Here is a 22,550-nt window from a genome sequence, read left to right as displayed (position 1 = left end):
CCCCCCCTGCCCACCCGAGGTCGCCGTAACAGTCCATTCACGGGCCTGTGCAGAATTTTCTCTACCTTTTATAGTCGCCCGATGGACTTTGATCCCCTGATGGCCCTGGCCGCGTTCGGTATCGGCATCGTGGTCGGCCTGACCGGGATGGGCGGGGGCGCCCTGATGACCCCGGTGCTGGTGCTGTTCTTCGGAGTCACGCCGATGGCAGCGGTCTCCAGCGACCTGGTCGCGGCCGCGGTGATGAAGCCGGTGGGTTCCTGGGTGCACCTCCGGCGCGGCACGGTGAACCTGAAGCTGGTGTCCTGGCTCTGCGCCGGCTCGGTCCCGGCCGCATTCTGCGGGGTGCTGGTGGCCCGGGCCTTCGGCAGCGGCGAGTCGGTGCAGCACGGCATCAAGATCGCGCTGGGTGTGGCCCTGCTGATCGCCCTGGCCGGGCTGTGTGTGCGCATGTACCAGGGTCTTCGCGAGCGGGCGGCCCGACGCGACGGCCGTCTGGCCACCGTCACCGACGAGCGCCCCGAGGTGGCGGTCCGGCCGGTACCGACCCTGCTGGTCGGCGCCCTCGGAGGGCTGATCGTGGGGATCACCTCGGTGGGCAGCGGCTCACTGATCATCATCGCCCTGATGGGCCTCTACCCGGCCCTGAAGGCCGCCCAGCTGGTCGGCACCGATCTGGTGCAGGCCGTGCCGCTGGTGTTCTCCGCGGCGATCGGGCACATCCTGTTCGGCGACTTCCAGCTCGACCTCACCCTGGCCCTGATCGTCGGCAGTGTGCCTGGCGCCTGGCTGGGCGCCCAGCTGTCCACCCGGCTGCCCGGCGCCCTGGTCCAGCGGGCCCTGGCCTTCGTGCTGCTGGCCTCCGCGCTCAAGCTGTTCGGGGTGGGCAACACGGAGACCGGGCTGATCCTGCTGGGTGCGCTGGCCGGAGCCCCGTTGGTGTGGATGTACCTGCGGCGGCGCAACGGCTTCCCGGCGCTGGCCACCCCGCCGGAGAAGCCGGCCGAGGACGAGGTGGAGGCGCAGCCGGCGAGCCGTACCTGACAACGAACAGGGCCCCTTCGGTGCGTACCGAAGGGGCCCCGTTCGTGCTCGGCGTCAGTCGGCGGAGGTGATCATCCCGGCGCCGACCGTGCGGTTGGTGTTCTCGTCGATCAGGATGAACCCGCCGGTCTCCCGGTTACGGGAGTACTCGTCGCACAGCAGGGGCTGCGTGGTGCGCAGCCGGACCCGGCCGATGTCGTTGAGGTTCAGCTCCTGGGCGGACTGGTCGCGGTGCAGGGTGTTCACGTCGAGCCGGTAGTCCAGCTCCTTCACCATCGCCCGGGCACTGCGCGAGGTGTGCTTGATCCCCAGCTTGCGCCCCGGGCGCAGGGCGTCCTCGGCCATCCAGCAGATCATCGCGTCGATGTTCTGGGCGGCCTTGGGCGCGTTCTGCGGCCGGCAGATCATGTCGCCGCGGGAGATGTCGATCTCGTCGTTCAGCCGGACCGTGACGGCCATCGGCGGGAACGCCTCGGACACCGGGCCGTCGGCGGTCTCGACCGCGGCCACGGTGCTGGTGAAGCCCGAGGGCAGCACCATGATCTCGTCGCCGGCCTTGATCGTGCCGCTGGCCACGGTGCCCGCGTAGCCCCGGTAGTCCGGGTACTGCGCCGACTGTGGGCGGATCACGTACTGCACCGGGAACCGCACGTCGATCAGGTTGCGGTCGCTGGAGACGTGCACGTGCTCCAGGTGGTGCAGCAGCGAGGGCCCCTCGTACCAGGGCATGTTCGCCGAGCGGGTGACGATGTTGTCGCCCTTGAGCGCGGACAGCGGGATCACCGTCAGGTCGGCCACGTTGAGCTTGTCGGCGAACCGGGTGAACTCGTCGTGGATCTCCTCGTAGACACTCTGCGAGTAGTCGACCAGGTCCATCTTGTTCACCGCGAGCACCAGGTGCGGCACCCGCAGCAGGGTGGCCAGGAACGCGTGCCGGCGGCTCTGCTCGACCAGGCCCTTGCGGGCGTCGACCAGGATGATCGCCAGGTCGGCGGTGGAGGCCCCGGTGACCATGTTCCGGGTGTACTGGATGTGCCCGGGGGTGTCGGCGATGATGAACTTGCGCCGCGGGGTGGCGAAGTACCGGTAGGCCACGTCGATCGTGATGCCCTGCTCCCGCTCGGCCCGCAGGCCGTCGGTGAGCAGCGCCAGGTTCACGTAGTCGTCGCCCTTGGCCGTGCTGGCCGCCTCGACCGCGCTGAGCTGGTCCTCGAAGATCGACTTCGAGTCGAACAGCAACCGGCCGATCAGGGTGCTCTTACCGTCGTCCACCGAGCCCGCGGTGGCGAACCGCAACATGTCCACTGTCAGAAATACCCTTCGCGCTTGCGGTCTTCCATCGCGGCCTCGCTGAACTTGTCGTCGCCCCGGGTGGCACCGCGCTCGGTGATCCGGGTGGACGCGACCTCGTCGATGATCTTGTCGAGGGTGTCGGCGTCACTGCGGACGGCGGCGGTCAGGCTGGCGTCGCCGACGGTGCGGTAGCGCACGGTCTCGGTGAACACCGTCTCGCCGGCCTTGGGCCGGCAGACCTCGTGCACGCCGTAGAGCATGCCGCCGCGGTCGAACACCTCGCGCTGGTGGGCGAAGTAGATCGACGGCAGGGCCATGCCCTCGTGCTTGACGTACTGCCAGATGTCCAGCTCGGTCCAGTTGGACAGCGGGAAGACCCGGATGTTCTCGCCCGCCTGGATCCGGCCGTTGTAGATGTTCCACAGCTCGGGCCGCTGGTTCTTGGGGTCCCACTGGCCGAACTCGTCGCGGAACGAGAACACCCGCTCCTTGGCCCGGGCCTTGTCCTCGTCCCGCCGGGCACCGCCGAAAGCGGCCGTGAAGCGGTACTTCTCGAGGGCGTCGAGCAGCACCGGGGTCTGGATCCGGTTGCGCGTGCCGTCCGGCGGCTCGCTGACCAGACCGCGGTCGAGGGCCTCGGGCACGCTGGCGACGATCAGCTGGACGCCGAGCTCGGCGACCCGGCGGTCGCGGAAGTCGAGGACCTCCTGGAAGTTGTGGCCAGTGTCGACGTGCATCACCGGGAAGGGGATGCGGGCCGGGGCGAACGCCTTCTCCGCCAGGCGCAGCATCACGATCGAGTCCTTCCCCCCGCTGAACAGCAGGACAGGACGCTCGAGCTCGGCCACCACCTCCCGGATGATGTGGATGGACTCGGCCTCCAGCGTCTGCAGCTGGGAGAGCCGGTACTCCGACGTGCTCATCGGGCGATCACCTCTTGGGAACTGTGACGGGCAACAGCGGCCAGAATCGTCTCAGCGAACTCTGTGCGGCAGACCAGCAGGTCCGGCAGCTTCGGGTCGGGCCGGTTGTACAGCAGCGGGGAGCCGTCGATCCGGCTGGTGTGCAGGCCGGCCGCGCGGGCCACGGCGACCGGGGCGGCGGAGTCCCACTCGAACTGGCCGCCGGCGTGCAGGTAGGCGTCGGCCTCGCCGAGCCAGACGCTGGCGCACTTGACCCCGGCCGAGCCCATCGGCACCAGCTCCGCGCCGAGATCCTCGGCCACCTCGGTGACGAAGGCCGGCGGACGGGAACGGCTCACGGCCAGACGGATCGGGCCCTCGGCGCGGGGCGGCAGCACCGGCGGGTCGTCGGTGCCGTAGGTGACGTCGCGGGCGGGCAGCGCGATGGCGCCCTCGGACAGCTCACCGGCCTCCCAGAAGGCGACGTGCACGGCCCAGTCGGTGCGCGGGCGCTCGGAGAACTCCCGGGTGCCGTCGAGCGGGTCGATGATCCAGACCCGGCCCGCGCTCAGCCGGGCGGCCGAGTCGGCCGCTTCTTCGCTCAGCACCGCGTCGCCCGGGCGGTGGTAGTCGAGCAGCGCGGCGAGCACGGCCTGGGCCCGGGCGTCGCCCTCGTTCTTCAGGTCCTTGCCCTCGGCCGGGCCGGATCGCACGTCGAGCAGCGCGAGACCGGCCGCATGAGCCAGGGTGCGGGACAGACGCGCGTCATCCCCGATCGTCATTGCAATGTTCCCTTCGCAGCAGCCGAAGCGGCATTCTCTCAGGAAGCGCCGGTTCCTCCGACCACTGTCCGCAGCGTCCGCCAGAGGATCGCGACGTCCAGGGCGAGCGACCAGTTCTGGGTGTAGCGCAGGTCGGTCCGCAGCGAGTCCTCCCAGCTCAGGTCGCTGCGCCCGGTCACCGGCCCGAGGCCGGTGAGTCCGGGCCGCACGCTCGCCCGGCGGGGCGCGCCGGCCGGCTCGTCGGGCATCTGCCGGGGCAACGGCGGACGGGGCCCGACCAGCGACATGTCGCCGCGCAGCACGTTCAGCAGCTGGGGCAGCTCGTCCAGGGAGAACCGGCGCAGCACGGCCCCGAACCGGGTGACCCGCGGATCCCGGCGCAGCTTGAACAGGACCTCGGTGCTCTCGCCGCGGCCGAGCAGGGCGGCCGGGCGGCGGTCGGCGTCGGCCACCATGGAGCGGAACTTCAGCATGGTGAACTCGCGCCCCTCGGCCCCCACCCTCTTCTGCCGGTAGAACACCGGCCCCCGGCTGGTGAGCCTGACGCCGAGCGCGATCAGCACCAGCAGGGGCAGCGCCAGCAGGGTGACCGAGAGGGCGGCGACCCGGTCGAACACGGCCTTGCCGAGCAGCCCCGAGCCACCGGTGGCCGGCCGTTCCAGCTGCAGGAGCGAGAGCCCGGCGACCGGCCGGACCGACAGCCGGGGCCCGGCCACCTCGACGATCCCGGGGGCGACGATCAGCTGCACCCCAAGGTCTTCCAGCGCCCAGGACAGCCGGCGCAGCGCCTGGCCGGACAGGTCGGGATGAGAGACCACGGCCACCGCGTGGGCCCCGGTCTCACGGACCGCGTCGAGCACCCGGCCCGGGTCTCCGGCCACCGGCACGTCGTGCCCGCGGGACAGTTCGCCACCGACGAAGGGCACGCAGGCCCCGACCGGCAGCAGCCCGTGCTGCGGTTCGCGGTCGAGCTTCTCGATCACCGGGACCACCGCGTCGGCCCGGCCCACCACCAGCACCCGCTGCAGGGCCAGCCCCCGGGCCCGCAGCCGGCGGACCCAGGCCCGCAACCGCCGCCGGGCGAACATGGTCAGCAGCACCGTGGCCGGTACCGCCAGGAAGACGAACCCGCGGGCCACCTCGCTGCGCAGGGCGTAGGCGAGGACCGCGATCGAGCCCAGCATCACCAGCCCGGCCGTGACCAGCCGGCGGAACTCCTCGGCCCCGCTCCCCAGGAAGCGCCGCTCGTAGCCGCCCTGCAGGGCCACCACGGCCACCCAGGCCGGCGGCAGGGCCAGAGTCAGCGAGAAGTAGGTGAGGAAGGGGGCCGAGAGCGCGGGCTCCAGCGGCCCGAAGCGCACCAGAACCGCTGCGAGACAGGCGATCGTGGCCGCCAGGAGGTCACCGGTGACGGCCCGGCGCCGGTAGCGGCGCAGCAGCACGGCCGGTTCGCTGTCACCCTGACCGATGTGCCGGGGCGGGCGCCGGGAGGCCGGCCGGGCCGGGGCGGGACCGAGGAGCTCCTGGTCGAGGAGGTCCAGATCCTGGCCGAGCGGTCCCATGAAGGCTCCCTGGTGAAAATGGATGAAAGCCGCTGGTTCTCACCGAGTCCGGACTAGCTACGCTGGGTATTATAGGTGCCCTGAACCCGGGCGAAAACGGACAGCGCGAGTTCCTCCACCGCGTCCGCGGCGTCGCCGACCATCAGGGCCACGTCCGTGCTCTGGGCGCTCGGGAAGTCGCGCAGCACGAAGTCGGCGGCCTCCATCCGGCCCGGCGGGCGCCCGACCCCCAGGCGCAGGCGTCCGTAGTCCTTGCTCCCCGTCGACTTGCTGATCGAGCGCAGCCCGTTGTGGCCCCCTTCGCCCCCGCCCCACTTCAGGCGCAGCTCCCCGAACGGGATGTCGAGCTCGTCGTGGGCCACGAGCAGCCGGGCCGGGGTCAGGCCGAAGAACTTGAGCAGGCCGGCCACCGGCCCACCCGACTCGTTCATGTAGGTGCTGGGCTTGGCCACGATCATCCGGGCCCCCGGCCGTCCCCCGCGCGGGGCCCAGCGGCCGTCGTAGACCTGGGCCCGGGCCCGGTGGGTGGTGAACCGCCCGCCCATCCGCGACACCACCTCGTCGGCCACCAGGTGCCCGACGTTGTGCCGGTTGCGGGCGTACTTGTCCCCCGGATTGCCGAGACCGACCACCAGCCAGGGCAGGTCGCTCTCGGTGGTGGTGGGGTCGGGGGCGGCGGGCATCCGGTTCTCCGGTCGGTGGGGGCGCCAATGGGGGACGGGGGTGGGCACCTGGGCGGGGACGGCTCAGGTGGTCCAGTCGAGCCGATGGGTCCGGTGGGGCGGGCCTTGGGTGGTCCCGGTGGGGCAGGCCTTGGGTAGTCCCGGTGGGACGGGCCTTGGGTGGTCCCGGTGGGACGGGTTGCCGGGCCGGGCTGCCGCCAGGCTCAGGTGACCGGGACGCGACACAGGGCCGGTCCCCCGCGTGGGCGGCGGACCGGCCCTGTGGCCGTGCAGTGCTGGGCGGAGCTGGAGGCTCAGGCCTGGGCGGCCTCGTCGGCGGCACCCTCGGTGGCCTCACCCGCGTCTTCCGCGGAGACCTGACGGGCGGCGTCGGAGACGATCAGGGCGATCGCCTCGGGGTCGCCGGCCAGGGTGGCACCCTGGGGCAGGGTGATCGAGCCGGCGGTGACCTGGGTGCCGACCTCGGCGCCCTCGATGCTGTACTCGACGCCGTCCGGGATGGCGGTGGCCTCGACCTCGAGGCTCAGCGAGGTGAGCTCGATCTGGACCAGGCCGCCGGGGGCCGGGTCGCCGGCGAAGTGCAGCGGGACGTCGACGGTGACCTTCTCGCCGCGACGGACGATCAGCAGGTCGACGTGCTCGATGGTGCCCTTGAGCGGGTGACGCTGCACGTCCTTCGGCAGGGCGAGCTGGCTCTGGCCCTCGATGTCGATGGTCAGCAGAGCGTTCGCGTTGCCCTTGAGCGCCAGCATGGTGGCGTGCCCGGGCAGCGCGACGTGGACCGGGTCGGTGCCGTGCCCGTACAGAACGGCCGGCACCTGGTGGTCGCGGCGCAGCCGACGCGCAGCGCCCTTGCCGAAGTCGTTACGCGGCGTGGCGCTGAGCTTTACCTCGGACACAACAGTTCTCCTCAATCACGGGGCGCGACCGAGGGGCCACGCGCAGATTCAGCTGACGAAACGATATGAAGACGGCACGCCCGGCGGAGTCACAGGCGCAGTGCGCGTAGTGGTGTCCGCGTCGATCACGGTTGCTCGTGTTGCCCGCAACCCTCGCCGAGGTAACCGGACCACTGTACATGACCGGGCCGGGCCCAGATTCGCCCGTACACCCGATCCGACCTAGGGCCTGTCCGGTGGATCAGCGCCGTAGCGAGGAGGTACCCGGTGACGGCCTGGGCGTGCCCGGTGGGCGCCCTCGTAGTGGTTTCTCCGTGGGTGCCCACCGGGTGCGTCCAGGCTGCCCACCGGGTGCCCCGCAGTAGGCGACTGATCCGCGGGACAGGACCTAGGCGTTCGGGGGGAGTTCCGGCGCGTCGGCGGCCTGGGCCGCCTCGGCCGCACGGGCCGATGGCGTGCCCTCGCGGCGCTTGGACACCCAGCCCTCGCTGTTGTGCTGCCGGCCCCGGGCCACCGCGAGCGCCCCGGCGGGCACGTCCTCGGTGATCGTCGAGCCGGCCGCGGTGTAGGCGCCGTCGCCGATGGTGACCGGGGCGACGAGCACCGTGTCGCTGCCGACCCGGGCGTGGGCACCGACGGTGGTGTGGTGCTTCTTCACCCCGTCGTAGTTGGCGAAGATCGTGGCCGCGCCGATGTTGGCACCCTCACCGATCGTCGCGTCGCCCGCGTAGGTCAGGTGCGGCACCTTGGCGCCGGCGCCGATCGTGGCGTTCTTGGTCTCGACGAACGCGCCGATCTTGCCGTCCGGGCCGAGCACGGTGCCCGGGCGCAGGTAGCTGAAGGGACCGACACCGGCCCCGGCCTCGATGCGGGCACCGTTGCCGTGGCTGCGCACCACCGACGCCCCCTCACCCACGGCGCAGGCCGAGAGCGTGGTGTCGGGGCCGATCGTGGCCCCCGCGGCGACCGTGGTGCCGGCCAGCAACTGGGAGCCCGGCAGCACGGTGACGTCGGCGGCGATCCGCACGTCCACGTCGACCCAGGTGCTGGCCGGGTCGACCACGGTGACCCCGGCCCGCATGTGCGCGACCAGCAGGCGGCGGTTCAGCTCGGCGCCCAGGGTGGCCAGCTGCACCCGGTCGTTCACCCCCTCGACCTGCCACAGGTCGGTGGTGACGAGCGCCCGCACCACCCGGCCGTCGGCGTGGGCGATGCCCAGCACGTCGGTCAGGTACATCTCGTTCTGGTCGTTGTCCGAGGTGATCCGGCTCAGCGCGTCGGCCAGGACGGCCGCGTCGAAGGCGTAGATGCCGGAGTTGATCTCGCGGATCGCCTGCTGCGACGCGGTGGCGTCGCGCTGCTCGACGATGCCGGTGACGTTGCCCGCCGCGTCCCGCAGCACCCGCCCGTAGCCGGTCGGGTCGCCCACCTCGGCGGTGAGCACCGTGACCGCGGCCTGCCCCTCCCGGTGGGCGGCGACCAGCGCGGCCAGCGTCTCGCCGGAGAGCAGGGGCACGTCGGCGTAGGTGACCACGACCACGCCGTCGAGCGCGCCGACCGCCCGCAGCCCAGCGGCCACCGCACTGCCGGTGCCGGGCACCTCGTCCTGGTCGGCGATCACCGCCTCGGGGGCGATCTGCGCGACGTGCCCGGCGACCAGTTCGCGCTGGTGGCGGACCACCACGACGAGGTGCTCGGGCCGCAGGCTCCAGGCCGCGGCGAGGGCGTGACCGACCAGGGACCGGCCCGCGATCGGGTGCAGCACCTTGGGGGTGCGCGAGCGCATCCGCTTGCCCTCGCCGGCCGCCAGGACGATGACGGCTGCCGGCTGCTCTGTACTCACGGACGAACCCTCCGATGCGCGGACCTGACGCTCCCCCCACCTGATTCGAACAGGTATCTCAAGGCTCCAAAGGCCTGTGTGTTGCCGTTACACCAGGGGGGAAGGCCGCCCACGGGTTCGTCACCCACGAGGACCGCGACCCAGTCTAGCCGGGCCGGATCATTGCCCGGATCGTCACCCGGGGTCCGCAGAACTTCACCTCGCCGCTACTGCCCAGCGCGCGGATCTCGGGTTACGCTTTCGTAGGTTACGGACCGTAGGTTGGCCGTCGCGGCTGGTCCGCGCCCTGTTCCAGACCTGGTCCAGACCTGTTCGAACCTTGCGGGCAAGCAGCGCCCGGCATCCTGCGACCGCGCACGCGCACCTCCCGGCAGATGGGATCCCCACCGTGAGCTCACCGGCAGCCGCCGCCCCCGTGCCCAGCCCCAGCAGTCAGAGCAGCCCCCGGACCAGCCTGCCCGGCCGGCCGGTGCGCGGCGAACCCCACGTCGACCCGAACCCCAAGCGCCGGGGCGAGCAGACCGCCCTCGTGGTGTTCATCGCGGTGCCCTTCGTCGCCCTGCTGGCGTCGGTCCCGATGGCCTGGGGGCGGATGCTGCACTGGCACGACCTGGTCATCGCCTTCGTCCTCTACATGATCTCCGGCCTGGGCATCACCGTCGGCTTCCACCGCTTCTTCACCCACGGCTCGTTCCGCGCCAACCGCCCGCTGACCATCGCCCTGGCCGTGGCCGGCTCCCTGGCGATCGAGGGCCCGGTGCTGCGCTGGGTGGCCGACCACCGCCGGCACCACGCCTTCAGCGACCGCGAGGGCGACCCGCACTCGCCGTGGCGCTACGGCGAGACGGTGCCCGCCCTGCTCAAGGGCCTCTGGTACGCGCACATGGGCTGGCTGTTCGACCCGGAGAACACCAACCCGCGCCGCTACGCCCCGGACCTGATGCGCGATCGCGGCGTGATGCTGGTGTCGAAGCTCTTCCCCCTGTGGGTGGCGGTCTCCCTGGGCCTGCCCGCGCTGATCGGCTTCGCCATCACCGGCACCTGGCAGGGGGCGGCCACCGCGTTCTTCTGGGGCTCCCTGGTCCGGGTCGGCCTGCTGCACCACGTCACCTGGTCGATCAACTCGATCTGCCACGCGCTGGGCGAGCGGCCGTTCAAGAGCCGCGACCGCTCCGGCAACGTCTGGTGGCTGGCCCTGCTGTCGTTCGGCGAGTCCTGGCACAACCTGCACCACGCCGACCCGACCTGCGCCCGGCACGGGGTGCTGCGCGGGCAGATCGACTCCAGCGCCCGGGTGATCTGGTTCTTCGAGAAGTTCGGCTGGGCCACGAACGTGCGCTGGCCGGACACCTCCCGGCTGGCCTCCCGGCGAGCCTGAGCCGGTGGCCCAACCGGCCCGAACCACCCCGAACCGAAGGACCGTCCTCCACACCGGGCGAGCGAGTTGGGCATGATAGCTGCGTGAGTACAGGCCACCAGTCCCCGACGCCCGACCGTCCGCGCGCGTCCAGGAGTGGGGGCCGCTCCCGCATGACGGGGGCCCAGCGGCGCGAGCAACTGCTCGAGATCGGCCGGGGGCTGTTCGCCGAGAAGGGCTTCGAGGGCACCAGCGTCGAGGAGATCGCGGCCACCGCCGGGGTCTCCAAACCCGTGGTGTACGAACACTTCGGCGGGAAGGACGGCCTCTACGCGGTGGTCGTGGAGGTGGAGACCCGCAAGCTGCTAGAGGCGATGACGGCGGCGCTGGTGCGGCCCAACCACCCGCGCCGGGTGCTCGAGATCGCCGCGATGACCCTGCTCGACTACATCGAGGCCGAGACCGACGGCTTCCGCATCCTGGTGCGCGACTCCCCGATCAGCGACCAGCGCGGCGGTTTCTCCAGCCTGCTCAGCGACGTGGCCGGGCACGTGGAGTACATCCTGGCCGAGCAGTTCGCCGACCGCGGGTTCGACGCCCAGACCGCCCCCCTGTACGCCCAGATGCTGGTCGGCATGGTGGCCTTCACCGGCCAGTTCTGGCTCGACCACCGCAAGCCGGACAAGGCGATGGTGGCCGCCCACATCGTGAACCTCGCCTGGAACGGGCTGACCGGACTGGAGGCCCGGCCCGGGCTGCGCGACGAGCGGGCGCTGCGGGCCGAGGCCGGGGCCGCCACCGAGGCGGGCCTGCGGGCCGAGAGCAGCCTGGTCGCAGAGACAGCGCCCGAGGAGTGAGCGGACCGCAGGTGGACGAGGTCGACCGGATCGTCGAGGCCTGGCGACGCGAGCGCCCGGACCTGGACGTGGCTCCCCTGGAGGTACTTTCGCGGGTCAGCCGGCTCTCCCGCCTGCTGGACAAGGCCCGTTCGGCCGCGTTCGCCCGGCACGGCCTGGAAACCTGGGAGTTCGACGTGCTTTCGGCGCTGCGCCGCAGCGGTGACCCGTACCAGCTCTCCCCCGGTCAGCTGACCGGCCTGACCATGGTCACCAGCGGCACGATGACCAACCGGATCGACCGGCTGGCCGGCCGCGGGCTGGTGCGCCGGCTGCCCGACCCGGCCGACGGGCGCGGGGTGATGGTGCGGCTGGAGACCGAGGGCCGGGTGGTGACCGACGCCGCCCTGGCCGACCTCCTGGAGGTCGAGCGGTCGGTCCTGAAGGCACTCGACGGCGGCGAGCACGACCGGCTGGCGCAGCTGCTGCGTGACCTGCTCACCGCCTTCGACGCGAACTGAGCCCACCTCGTCGAAAATGACGAAAAGGACGAACGGGACCCGCTCGGGCGCCCGTTTGTGACCGTTTGGCGCAAAATATTGCCCGCTTTGGCTCACCCCCTTGTGGAGCAGCTGTGCCTGAGGTTTACATCACAGACACATGCACCGGGCCGGTTCGGCCACGGACGGGCGGAGGCGGGCAATGGAGCTCTATGCCTATGAGCGGCGGCGGTGGCTGGTCGATCAGGCAAGACAGGCGGGACGGATCGACGTGGCGGAAGTGGCGCGTGAGCTCACGGTGGCGAAGGAGACGGTGCGACGGGACCTGACCGCACTGGAGGCGGAGGGGCTGCTGCGGCGGGTGCACGGCGGGGCGATCCCGGTGGAGCGGCTCGGTTTCGAGGGAACCCTGGCGCTGCGCAACACTTCTCGCACCGACGAGAAGGGCCGCATCGCCGACCACGCGATCGGGCTGGTGGGTACGGCCGAGTCGGTCTACATCGACGAGGGTTCCACCACCCAGGCCTTCGCCGAGCGGCTCACCCCCCGCCGGCCACTCACCGTGGTCACCAACTCGCTGCCGATCGCCTTGGTGATGGCGCCGCGCGAGGCGGTGTCGGTGGTGCTGATCGGCGGCCGGGTGCGGGGCAAGACGCTGGGCACGATCGACCACTGGGCGCTTCGCATGCTGGAGGACTTCGTCTTCGACCTGTGCGTGATGGGCACCAACGGGCTCACCATGGAACGCGGTGCGACCTGCCCGGATGCAGCGGTGGCGGCGGTCAAGGCGCGGGCTGTGGGGTCGAGCCGGCGCACCGTTCTGCTCAGCGATGCCTCAAAACTCGGTTCTGACTCTTCCTACCGATTTGCGCAGGCCCGGGATTTTTCCACTATCGTCACCGACCGCTCGGCCAACGAGGGTCAGGTCCGGCGTCTGCGGGCGATCGGGGTGGAGGCGGTGATGGTGTGAGTCGGCCGCCGCAAGGCTCAGGCAAGACCATTCTGACAACCTTGTCATTACTTTGAGTAACTATGACGCAACTCAAGCGCTAGTGGTCCCGCACAAGTCAAGGAGGATTTCGTGACCCGGACGAAGAACAACTGGCGGCTCGGCCTGATGGCCGGAGCCGTGACCACCGCTCTGGTCACCACCGCGTGCGCAGGCGCCGGCGGTGGTGGCGGTGGGGGTGGCGACGGTGAGGGCGAGTCGATCAACGTCCTCATGGTCGGGAACCCGCAGATGGTGGACATCCAGGAGCTCACCGCCGACACGTTCACCAAGGACACCGGCATCAAGGTGAACTACACCGTGCTGCCGGAGAACCAGCTGCGCGACAAGGTCACCCAGGACGTGGCCAGCCAGGCCGGCCAGTACGACCTGGCCACCGTGGGCGCCTACGAGACCGCCCTCTGGCAGGAGAACGGCTGGCTGCACGAGCTGAGCTCGTACGCCGACGGTGACGCCGCCTACGACAGTGCCGACCTGCTCAAGCCGGTGGCCGACAGCATCTCCGGCGAGGACGGCAAGCTCTACGCCCTGCCGTTCTACGGCGAGTCCTCGTTCCTGATGTATCGCAAGGACGTTCTCGAGGCCAAGGGCCTGGAGATGCCGGCCAAGCCCACCTGGGACGAGGTCGCCGACCTGGCCGCCGAGCTGGACGGCGCCGAGCCCGGCATGAAAGGCATCTGCCTGCGCGGCCTTCCGGGCTGGGGCGAGATGTTCGCCCCGCTGACCACGGTGGTCAACACCTTCGGCGGCACCTGGTTCACCGAGGACTGGCAGGCCCAGGTGAACTCGCCCGAGTTCACCGAGGCGGTCGAGTTCTACGTCAACCTGATCAACGAGCACGGCGAGGAGGGCGCGGCCCAGGCCGGGTTCACCGAGTGCCTGAACGCGATGAGCCAGAGCAAGGTGGCGATGTGGTACGACGCCACCTCGGCCGCCGGTTCGCTGGAGAACCCGGAGAGCAGCAAGGTCGTCGGCAAGGTCGGTTACGCCCCGGCCCCGGTCAAGGAGACCGAGAACAGCGGCTGGCTCTGGTCGTGGAACTGGGTCATGCCCAAGACCACCAAGAAGGCCGACGCGGCAGCCAAGTTCGCGCTCTGGGCGACCAGCAAGGACTACGAGAAGACGGTCGGCGAGGAGCTGGGCTGGAGCCGGGTGCCCTCGGGCAAGCGGGCCAGCACCTACGAGATCCCGGAGTACAAGGAGGCGGCCGGTGACTTCGGCCCGCTGACCCTGGAGGCGATCCAGAACGCCGACCCGACGAACCCGGGTGTGCAGCCGCGCCCGACCGTGGGCGTGCAGTACGTGACCATCCCCGAGTTCCAGGACCTGGGCACCAAGGTGTCGCAGTCGATCAGTGCGGCGCTGACCGGCTCGGGAACGGTGAAGGAGGCCCTGGACGCGGGGCAGAAGGAAGCCGAGGAAGTCGCCAAGAACTACCAGAACAAGTAGTACCCGGCCCCCGTCGTCTCGAAACCTGAGGAGTGGCAATGTCTACCGTTGCCGAAACGCATCAGGATGAGAACGCGGCTCCGCCGGCGCGCCGGGCCACCGGGACCTCATCGAGGTCCCGGTGGATCCGGCGCGCACCGCTGCTGCCGGCCCTCATCTTCACCATCGTCATCACCCAGATCCCGTTCCTGGTCACCCTGGTCATCTCCTCGCTGCACTGGAGTGCCCTGAACCCCGGGGACAAGAGCTTCCTGGGCCTGGGCAACTACAACGAGTTCGTCGGCCTGGACAACTACGTCACGGTCTTCACCGACGGCCGGCTGCGCAGCGCGGTGATCAACACGGTCACGCTGACCGTCGGGACGGTGGGCATCAGCCTGCTGCTCGGTCTCGGCCTGGCCATCCTGCTGGACCGGAAGTTCCCGGGCCGCGGCCTGGCCCGCACCCTGCTGATCGCCCCGTTCCTGATCATGCCGGTGGCCTCGGCCCTGCTCTGGAAGCACGCCATCTACAACCCCTCCTACGGTCTGATCAACGGCACCCTGAACTGGGTCTGGCAGCTGTTCGGGGCCGATCAGGGCCCGACCGTCGACTTCGTCTCCAACTACCCGATGCCCGCGGTGATCGCGGCGCTGGTCTGGCAGTGGACGCCGTTCATGATGCTGATCCTGCTGGCCGGTCTGCAGGCCCAGCCCACGGACATCATCGAGGCGGCCCGGGTCGACGGGGCCGGCGGCCTGAAGATCTTCCGCTACATCACGCTGCCGCACTTGCGGCAGTACCTGGAACTGGCCACCCTGCTCGGGGCGATCTACATCGTGCAGCACATCGACGCGGTGTTCTCGATCACCCAGGGCGGCCCGGGCAGTGCCACCACCAACCTGCCCTACGAGATCTACCTGACCACGTTCCGCAAGTTCGAGTACGGCGAGGCCGCGGCAGCCGGTGTGGTGACCGTGATCGGCACGATCATCGTGGCCACCTTCGCCCTGCGCGTGGTCAGCTCGCTCTTCCGAGAGGAGCAAGGCCGATGACTGCACCGACCCAGACCCGCTCCGTGGCAACCGGTTCCGGGCGCAAGGGGACCCTGCTCAACCGCCGCAGGAAGGCCGGCCGGGGCGAGGGCGACATCGCCGAGAAGGGCGGTCTCGTCTGGACCACGGTGGCCTGGGTGGCCACCCTGCTGTTCTTCGCCCCGGTGGCCTGGATGGTGCTCACCTCGCTGCACAGCGAGGCGGACGCCGCGACCAACCCGCCCACCCTGTTCTCCGGGCTGTCGCTGGAGAACTACTCGGCCCTCTTCGACCGCGGGGTCGGGCCCTACCTGATCAACTCGGCGACGGCCAGCATCGTCTCGACGCTGCTGGTGCTGCTGCTGGCCATCCCGGCGGCCTACGCGCTGTCGATCCGTCCGGTGGAGAAGTGGACGGACGTCATGTTCTTCTTCCTCTCCACCAAGTTCCTGCCCGCCATCGCCGCCCTGCTGCCGATCTACCTGCTGGTCAAGCGGATCGGGATGCTGGACAACATCTGGGTGCTGGTGATCCTCTACACCGCGATGAACCTGCCGATCGCGGTCTGGATGATGCAGTCGTTCCTGGCCGAGGTACCCAAGGAGATCCTGGAGGCGGCCGAGGTCGACGGTGCCGGGGTACTGCGCTCGATCTGGAGCGTGGTGGTGCCGATCGTCACCCCCGGGATCGCGGCCACCGCCCTGATCTGCTTCATCTTCAGCTGGAACGAGTTCCTGTTCGCGGTGAACCTGACCGCCACCGTCTCCTCGACCACGCCGGTGTTCCTGGTCGGCTTCATCAGCAGCCAGGGCCTGTTCCTGGCCAAGCTCTGCGCGGCCGCCACCCTGGTCTCGCTGCCGGTGCTGATCGCCGGTTTCGCCGCCCAGGACAAGCTGGTGCGCGGACTCTCGCTCGGCGCGGTCAAGTAGACCCCCGGTCTGGGGGCCGCCCTAACCAGCGGTTTCGGCGGCCTCCAGCCAGGCTTCTTCCAGCGCTTCCTTCTCGGCCGTGAGCTCCCGCAACTGGGCGTCGAGCTCGGCCACGGCGGCGAAGTCGGTGGCCTTCTCGGCCATCTGGGCGTGCAGCTTCTCCTCGCGCGCAGCAAGTTTCGAGATCTGGCGCTCCAGCCGGTTCATCTCCTTCTGGGCGGCCCGGGCGTCCGCGGCGGAAACCTTGCGCTCGGGCCGGCTCTCAGAAACTGAAGACGTCGGTGAGGCTTGCGCCTCTTCCTGGCGGGCCCGGAGGGTCAGGTACTCCTCGACCCCACCCGGCAGGTCGCGAATCTGACGGTCGCCGAGCAGGGCCACCTGGCGGTCGCACAACCGCTCCAGCAGGTACCGGTCGTGGGAGACCACGATCAGCGTGCCCGGCCACTCGTCCAGCGTGTCCTCGATCGCCGCCAGCGTGTCGGTGTCCAGGTCGTTGGTCGGCTCGTCGAGCAGCAGCACGTTCGGCTCGCCCATCAGCAGGCGCAGCAGCTGCAGCCGGCGCCGCTCACCACCGGACAGGTCGCCCACCCGGGTCCAGATCTTGTCCTTCGTGAAGCCCAGCCGCTCCAGCAGCTGCCCGGCGGTGACGTCCTTGTTGCCGATCCGGACGGTGCCGCGGACCTTCTCGACCGCCTCCTGCACCTTCTGGTCGGCCACCGCGTCGAGTTCGCGCACGTCCTGGCTGAGAATCACCGCCTGGACGGTCTTTCCGCGCTTCACCCGGCCGCCGGTGGGCACCGGGGCGTCCGGCCCGCCGAGCATCATCCGCATCAGCGTGGTCTTGCCCGAGCCGTTGACCCCGACGATGCCGATCCGGTCGCCCGGACCGAGGCGCCAGGTGACGTGCTCGAGAAGGGTTTTCGCCTCGTCGCCGGAACCCAGGGTGACGGTGACGTCCTCCAGGTCGATCACGTCTTTACCGAGCCGGGCGGTGGCCATCTTGGCCAGGTTCATCTGGTCGCGCGGCGGCGGCTCGTCGGCGATCAGCGACTCGGCCGCGTCGATCCGGAACCGCGGCTTGCTGGTCCGGGCCGGGGCCCCGCGCTGCAGCCAGGCCAGTTCCTTGCGCAGGGTGTTCTGGCGCCGTTCCTCGGTCACCGCGGCCACCCGGGCGCGCTCGGCGCGGGTCAGCGTGTAGGCCGCGTAACCGCCCTCGTAGCTGTCCACCACCCCGTCGTGGACCTCCCAGATGCTGCCGCAAACGGCGTCCAGGAACCAGCGGTCGTGGGTGACCACCAGCAGCCCGCCGCGACCGGCCGGCCAGCGCTCGTTCAGGTGCCGGGCCAGCCAGGCCACACCCTCCACGTCCAGGTGGTTGGTCGGCTCGTCGAGCATCACCAGGTCGTGCTCACCGATCAGCAGGGCGGCCAGGCCGACCCGGCGCCGCTGACCACCGGAGAGCCGGCCGAACTTCGCGTCCAGCCCACCGACCGCGGGCGCGTCGAGCCCGCCGAGGATCCCCCCGAGCACGTCGCGCACCCGGGCGTCACCGGCCCACTCGTGCGCCTCCAGCGACCCCATGACCGCCTGCCGCACAGTCATTTCCGGATCGAGCCGGTCTTCCTGCCAGAGCGCGCCGAGCCGCACGTCGCGGCCCATGGTGACCCGGCCGCCGTCCGGTTCCTGGCAGCGGGCGAGCACCCGGAGCAGGGTGGACTTGCCCTCGCCGTTCCGGCCGACCACACCGATCCGGTCACCGTCGTCCAGACCCAGCGACACCGCGTCCAAAAGCGTTCGGGAGCCGTGCACGACCGTGACGGACTCCGCATTGAGAAGGTGAGCCACTATCCCCGCACCGATTCGACAAGACGGGCACCGGGAACCGGGCCGTTGGCGCGGCGGACGTCGACCGCCGCACCGGAGGCGGTCAGGGCGACCGCCAGATCAAGGGCATGACTGGAGTCACGGGCCAGGAACACCGTGGTCGGGCCGGACCCGGAGACGATGCCACCGAGCGCACCCACCTTGCGGCCGATCTCCAGCGCCTGCTCCAGCTCGGGCGCCAGGGCCAGGGCGGCCGGCTGCAGTTCGTTGTGCAGGGTGGCGCCGAGCGCCTCGGCGTCACCGGCCCGCAGCGCGGCCATCAGCGCGTCGTCGATCTCGGGGACCGGCGTGGGCGGCGGGGCCTCGCCCGCCTCGCGCATCGCGTCGATCTTGCCGTAGACGCCCGGGGTGGACAGGCCGCGGCCGGCCAGGGCGATGACCCAGATGTACTCGCCGCGGGCCAGCACCGGCGTCAGGACCTCGCCCCGGCCCCCGCCGATCGCCGTGCCGCCGAGCAGCGAGAAGGGCACGTCCGAGCCGAGCTGGGCGGCGAGCCCGTGCAGCTGCTCGCGGTCGAGCCCGGCGTGCCAGAGCGCGTCGCAGGCGACCAGTGCGGCGGCCGCGTCGGCCGAGCCCCCGGCCATGCCGCCGGCCACCGGTATGCCCTTGCGCAGCTCGAAGGCCACGTCGGCCGACTCCAGGCCGATGTGCGCGGCCAGCAGCTCGGCCGCCTTGACCGCCAGGTTCGAGCCGTCGGTGGGCACCTCGTCGGCCTGGATGCCGTCGACCACGATCGAGACCCCGGAGCCGGGCTCGGTGGCCCGGGCGGTCAGGTCGTCGAACAGGGCCACCGCGTGGAACACGGTGGCCAGCTCGTGATAGCCGTCGTCCCGGACCGGGCCCACCCGCAACTCAAGATTGATCTTGGCGGGCGCCCGCACGATCACTGCTTCCGTCGCCGCCATGTCGCCACTCTATTCGAGCTTTGCGTTCCCCCCTCACCCAGCCCGGCCTCGCGCGCGGGCCCGCGCGCTTGACCTGCTGAACGCCGTCCCAAGCCCCCGCCCGCCCTGGGAAACACAACACGCCGAACCAGAAGTTGAGAAGGGTGCCGCAACGCTCACTGCACTCACCCCGCGAGGTGACCCCAGTCGTCCTCCAGTTCCGCCCAGCGGCCCTGCGCGGCCGAACGCCCGTTGACCATCACCACCACCCGGTCGGCCCGCTCCAGCGCCGCCCGCTTGGACGTCGAGCCGACCACCGTTACGCCGTGCTCCCGCAGCGCCTGCCACAGGTCCAGCTCGGTGGCCACGTCCAGCGCCGAGGACACGTCGTCGGCGACCAGCAGCTCGGTGCGCGGGGCCAGCGCCCGGGCCAGGGCCAGCCGCTGCAGCTGACCGCCGGACAGCCGGGTGCCCTTGTGGCCGATCATCAGGCCCAGGCCCGCGCCGGAGTCCTTCAGGTCCCGCTCCAGCTGGGCGGTCGCCACCGCGGTGGCCACCTCCACGTCGTGGCCCAGGGCGATGTTGTCGGCGATCGTCCCGGACAGCACCCGGGGCACCTGGCCGACGTAACCCACCTGGTTCGGCCGCAGGAACCGCGCCGGCTCGGTGACCTCGGAACCGTTCCAGGCCAGCGACCCGGTGTGGTGCACGATCCCGGCCAGGGCCCGCAGCAGCGAGGACTTGCCCGCGCCGACCGGGCCGACCACCAGCACCAGCTCGCCCTGCCGCACGGTGAGGTCCACGTCGCGGGCCCCGACGATGCCGTCCTCGTGCACCGCGGTGAAGCGGGACAGGGTGAGTTCACGCAGCGGCTCGCGCGAGGGCAGCACCGGGCTCGGCGCGGTACCGGCCGAGATGTCCAGGTCGGCCACCGGCGCCGAGTAGTTGGTGCCGCCGATCATCGCGTGCGTGCGCTCGGTCCAGACCCGGGCCGAGGGCAGCTGGGACACGAACGCCGCCGTGGTCCAGGCGAACCAGCGGGCCGAGCCCAGGGTGGACACCGCGATCAGTACCCCGGCCGCGTTCAGGCCGCCGGTCAGGTAGACCGCCCAGGCCCCGATCGGCAGCAGGCCGGTGGTCAGCGCCGGGGTGGAGCGCGACCAGACCTGGATCATGATCTCGTCGCGCTGCCGGTCGCTGCGCACCCGGTCGAGCCCGGCCAGGTGGTCCAGCACCGGCCCGGTGGCCCCGCTCAGCTTCACCGTGCGGGAGGCCGACAACGACGAGACCAGCGAGGTGGCGAACGCCGCGCGGGCCTTCACCGTGCGGTTGGCCGCCTTCTCCAGCTTCGGCCCGAACAGGGTGGCCGCGAGCCCGGACAGCACCATCGTGGCCAGGAAGAACAGGGCCGGCACGATCGAGCCGGAGATCGCCGTCATCGCGGCCATGACCAGGATCGCGATGCCGTTGTCCATGGCGTTGTCGGCCAGCTGCACCACCCGCTCGGTGTCGCCGGACTGCGCGATCACCGCCGCCGGGGTGTGGTTGCTGACCCGCCGCTCACCGGTCTGGGCGTGTGTGAGCCGGGCGCTGATCCGCAGCATCTGGCGCACCCACCACTCCGGGAACCAGCGGTCCGGGAACCACGGCAGCGGGGCGGTGACCAGCAGCGCGGCCACGATCCCGGCGGCCGGCCAGAACATCCCACCCTCGCCGTCGACCAGATCGGCCCAGAGCCAGGGCAGCACCGAGCCGTCCAGGCCGAGCAGCAGCATGACCAGGAACACCCCGAGCGCGCCCATCCCGTAGCGCGGGTCGTTGCGCAGCAGCCGCAGGATCTCGGACACCGTGGAACCGCGCACCGGCTCCCCGGCGGGCGGCGGGTCGGTCCGGCCCGGCGCCTGGGAGGCCGCCTGCACCGGAAGCTCGGGAGCGTCGGCGAGCAGCACTCCCGAACGCTGAGCCGGGACCCCGGCCGAGACCAGCTCCGGGGCCCGCATCCGGCTGGTCTCGGCGAGCTGGGCGAACCGCTCCGAGCGGGCCAGCGGACCGGCCTCGACCACCCGGCCGTTCTCCAGCACGACCACCTCGTCGCAGTCGGCCACCGACGAGAGCCGGTGCGCGATCACGATGCCGATCCGGCCCTCCAGCAGCCGCGCCGAGGCCCGCTGCACCTGCAGTTCGGTGACCGGGTCCATCCGGGCGGTGGCCTCGTCGAGGATCACCAGGTGCGGGTCGCGCACCAGGATCCGGCCGAAGGCCACCAGCTGCTCCTGCCCGGCGCTGAGCACGTAGCCCTCGTCGCCCAGGCGGGTGTCCAGCCCGTCCGGCAGCCCGGCCACCCAGTTCTCCAGGCCCAGCTCGGCCATCACCCGGCCGGCCGAGCCGACCAGCTCGGGGTCGAACAACGCGATGTTCTCGGCCAGGGTGCCGGCCAGGATCTCGGTGCGTTGCGGCACCACCGCCACCCAGCGCCGCAGCAGCTCCAGGTCGATCCCGGTGAGGTCGGTGCCGGCCAGGTGCACGGTGCCCGGCGGCACCGCGACCGAGCGGGTGAGGATCTTGGTCAGCGTGGACTTGCCCGACCCGGTGCGGCCGATCAGCGCGTACGAGCGGCCCGGCACGAAGGTCAGCGACACGTCGTGCAGCACCGGGCCCCGCCCCGAGTCGTCGTCGCTGCCCGGGTAGGCGAAAGTCAGGTTCTTCAGCACCAGTTCGCCCTCGGCGGGCACGTCCCCGCCGACCGGCTCGACCTCGGCCGAGGCCAGCTGCTGCACCCGGCTCCAGGCGCCCAGCGCCTGTTGCAGGTGCGGCACCATCCGGCTGATGTGGTCGACGGTGGCGCCGAAAGCCAGGGCCAGCAGCCAGAGTGAGGTGAGCCGGGCCCCGTCGACGTGACCGGCCTGCAGCGCCCAGACGCCGGCCACCACCACCAGGACGATCGACGTCCGCACCACGAACGAGGCGACCACCGCCAGTTTCGCGCTCAGCCGCCAGACCACCCGGCCCCGGGCCAGCACCTGGCTGGCCCGGTCGGCGTACAGCCGCAGCACGTAGGGCCGGCCCAGCGTGGTGCGCACGTCGTCCTGGCCGTGGATCGACTCCTCCATCACCGCCGCCAGGTCCGACCAGGCCTCCTCCTCGCGCATCCGGGCCGGGTTGATCCGCTGGATCGGCCCCGCCAGCGTCTTCACCATCAGGGCGACGACGAGCGTCATGCCGACACCGGCCGGCCACCAGACGAAGAACGCGGTGACGATGGAAAGGACGGCCACGGTGAGGCTCTGGAAGATCCGCAGGCCGGTGTTCCGCATCTCGCTGGCAACCTGGTAGATGTCGCCGTCGATCCGGTCGAGCAGCTCCCCCACCGGGGTGCCCTCGAGGGTCTGCAACGGCTGGGCGAAGGCCACCCGGCACAGCCGGCGGCGCAGGTCGGCCGACCAGTCGGCGGTCAGCCCGGCGGCGATCATGTTGACCGCCAGATCGCCCACCACGGTCAGCGACAGACCGATCGCCAGCAGGGTGAACATCAGCCAGGAGCGCTCCACCAGCACCGGCCCGGCCAGCGCGGTGGCCACCGCCTGCCCGGCGCCGCCGAGGATCACCAGCGCCACCACCACTGCGCACCGACGAGGTGAGGTCTGCCAGAGATCTCGGAGCAGGCGCATGACAGACGGATCC

Annotated in this window: 18 protein-coding genes and 1 tRNA gene; 8 read left to right on the top strand and 11 right to left on the bottom strand. The window is 71.2% G+C overall.

All coding sequences use genetic code 11. The annotated features are described in order from the left end of the window. Window positions 1–81 precede the first annotated feature (81 nt). Complete coding sequence (locus tag QSK18_RS08235) at window positions 82–1,044, top strand: sulfite exporter TauE/SafE family protein (RefSeq protein WP_232809385.1); 963 nt, start codon at window positions 82–84, stop codon at window positions 1,042–1,044. A 54-nt stretch (window positions 1,045–1,098) separates the two neighbouring features. Here QSK18_RS08235 and cysN read toward each other — a convergent pair whose 3' ends face one another. From cysN to QSK18_RS08195, 8 genes are all read right to left on the bottom strand, one after another. Next, window positions 1,099–2,343: a sulfate adenylyltransferase subunit CysN gene (gene cysN, locus QSK18_RS08230; protein ID WP_232809492.1), complete on the bottom strand. Its 1,245-nt coding sequence runs from the start codon at window positions 2,341–2,343 to the stop codon at window positions 1,099–1,101. An 8-nt stretch (window positions 2,344–2,351) separates the two neighbouring features. Then, a complete protein-coding gene (gene cysD, locus QSK18_RS08225) occupies window positions 2,352–3,260 on the bottom strand; it encodes a sulfate adenylyltransferase subunit CysD (RefSeq protein WP_285617630.1) in 909 nt (302 codons plus the stop codon). Beyond that, window positions 3,257–4,021 (bottom strand): 3'(2'),5'-bisphosphate nucleotidase CysQ, encoded by a 765-nt coding sequence (locus QSK18_RS08220; protein WP_232809387.1) that lies wholly within the window; start codon window positions 4,019–4,021, stop codon window positions 3,257–3,259. The genes cysD and QSK18_RS08220 overlap by 4 nt, the downstream gene beginning before the upstream one ends. Window positions 4,022–4,059: 38 nt before the next feature. Further along, window positions 4,060–5,583: a sugar transferase gene (locus QSK18_RS08215; protein ID WP_232809388.1), complete on the bottom strand. Its 1,524-nt coding sequence runs from the start codon at window positions 5,581–5,583 to the stop codon at window positions 4,060–4,062. 53 nt (window positions 5,584–5,636) lie between these two features. Further along, window positions 5,637–6,266: an aminoacyl-tRNA hydrolase gene (gene pth, locus QSK18_RS08210; protein WP_232809389.1), complete on the bottom strand. Its 630-nt coding sequence runs from the start codon at window positions 6,264–6,266 to the stop codon at window positions 5,637–5,639. A 293-nt stretch (window positions 6,267–6,559) separates the two neighbouring features. After that, window positions 6,560–7,165: a 50S ribosomal protein L25/general stress protein Ctc gene (locus QSK18_RS08205; RefSeq protein WP_232809390.1), complete on the bottom strand. Its 606-nt coding sequence runs from the start codon at window positions 7,163–7,165 to the stop codon at window positions 6,560–6,562. A 388-nt stretch (window positions 7,166–7,553) separates the two neighbouring features. Further along, entirely contained in the window at window positions 7,554–9,008 is a 1,455-nt protein-coding gene (glmU, locus tag QSK18_RS08200) for a bifunctional UDP-N-acetylglucosamine diphosphorylase/glucosamine-1-phosphate N-acetyltransferase GlmU (RefSeq protein ID WP_285617626.1), read from the bottom strand. 30 nt (window positions 9,009–9,038) lie between these two features. Further along, window positions 9,039–9,110 (bottom strand) — tRNA-Gln (locus QSK18_RS08195). Window positions 9,111–9,396: 286 nt separating this feature from the next. Between QSK18_RS08195 and QSK18_RS08190 the strand changes: the two genes are divergently transcribed. The 7 genes from QSK18_RS08190 to QSK18_RS08160 all read left to right on the top strand — a co-directional run bounded on the left by QSK18_RS08190 (window position 9,397) and on the right by QSK18_RS08160 (window position 16,101). Continuing rightward, entirely contained in the window at window positions 9,397–10,386 is a 990-nt protein-coding gene (locus QSK18_RS08190) for an acyl-CoA desaturase (protein WP_232809392.1), read from the top strand. A gap of 152 nt (window positions 10,387–10,538) precedes the next feature. Further along, on the top strand, window positions 10,539–11,222 hold the full coding sequence (locus QSK18_RS08185) for a TetR/AcrR family transcriptional regulator (RefSeq protein ID WP_232809393.1): 684 nt from the start codon (window positions 10,539–10,541) through the stop codon (window positions 11,220–11,222). Continuing rightward, window positions 11,219–11,722 (top strand): MarR family winged helix-turn-helix transcriptional regulator, encoded by a 504-nt coding sequence (locus QSK18_RS08180; protein ID WP_285617622.1) that lies wholly within the window; start codon window positions 11,219–11,221, stop codon window positions 11,720–11,722. Before QSK18_RS08185 ends, QSK18_RS08180 begins: the two co-directional genes overlap by 4 nt. 181 nt (window positions 11,723–11,903) lie before the next feature. Then, on the top strand, window positions 11,904–12,671 hold the full coding sequence (locus QSK18_RS08175; protein ID WP_232809394.1) for a DeoR/GlpR family DNA-binding transcription regulator: 768 nt from the start codon (window positions 11,904–11,906) through the stop codon (window positions 12,669–12,671). Window positions 12,672–12,818: 147 nt separating this feature from the next. Continuing rightward, window positions 12,819–14,159: an ABC transporter substrate-binding protein gene (locus tag QSK18_RS08170; protein ID WP_352396493.1), complete on the top strand. Its 1,341-nt coding sequence runs from the start codon at window positions 12,819–12,821 to the stop codon at window positions 14,157–14,159. 38 nt (window positions 14,160–14,197) lie between these two features. Beyond that, window positions 14,198–15,193, top strand: a complete 996-nt coding sequence (locus QSK18_RS08165; RefSeq protein WP_232809396.1) for a carbohydrate ABC transporter permease — start codon at window positions 14,198–14,200, stop codon at window positions 15,191–15,193. Beyond that, window positions 15,190–16,101 (top strand): carbohydrate ABC transporter permease, encoded by a 912-nt coding sequence (locus tag QSK18_RS08160; RefSeq protein ID WP_285617618.1) that lies wholly within the window; start codon window positions 15,190–15,192, stop codon window positions 16,099–16,101. The genes QSK18_RS08165 and QSK18_RS08160 overlap by 4 nt, the downstream gene beginning before the upstream one ends. A 21-nt stretch (window positions 16,102–16,122) precedes the next feature. On the opposite strand, the gene QSK18_RS08155 is transcribed toward QSK18_RS08160, so the two are convergent. From QSK18_RS08155 to QSK18_RS08145, 3 genes are all read right to left on the bottom strand, one after another. After that, complete coding sequence (locus tag QSK18_RS08155) at window positions 16,123–17,946, bottom strand: ABC-F family ATP-binding cassette domain-containing protein (protein WP_352396477.1); 1,824 nt, start codon at window positions 17,944–17,946, stop codon at window positions 16,123–16,125. Then, window positions 17,946–18,890, bottom strand: a complete 945-nt coding sequence (locus QSK18_RS08150; RefSeq protein ID WP_232809399.1) for a 4-(cytidine 5'-diphospho)-2-C-methyl-D-erythritol kinase — start codon at window positions 18,888–18,890, stop codon at window positions 17,946–17,948. Before QSK18_RS08150 ends, QSK18_RS08155 begins: the two co-directional genes overlap by 1 nt. 164 nt (window positions 18,891–19,054) lie before the next feature. Then, window positions 19,055–22,537 (bottom strand): ATP-binding cassette domain-containing protein, encoded by a 3,483-nt coding sequence (locus QSK18_RS08145; RefSeq protein WP_232809400.1) that lies wholly within the window; start codon window positions 22,535–22,537, stop codon window positions 19,055–19,057. Window positions 22,538–22,550 lie beyond the last annotated feature (13 nt).

It is taken from the genome of Kineosporia sp. NBRC 101677 (genome assembly GCF_030269265.1).
Classification (GTDB): domain Bacteria; phylum Actinomycetota; class Actinomycetes; order Actinomycetales; family Kineosporiaceae; genus Kineosporia; species Kineosporia rhizophila.
This window is presented reverse-complemented; position numbering and strand designations above follow the sequence as displayed.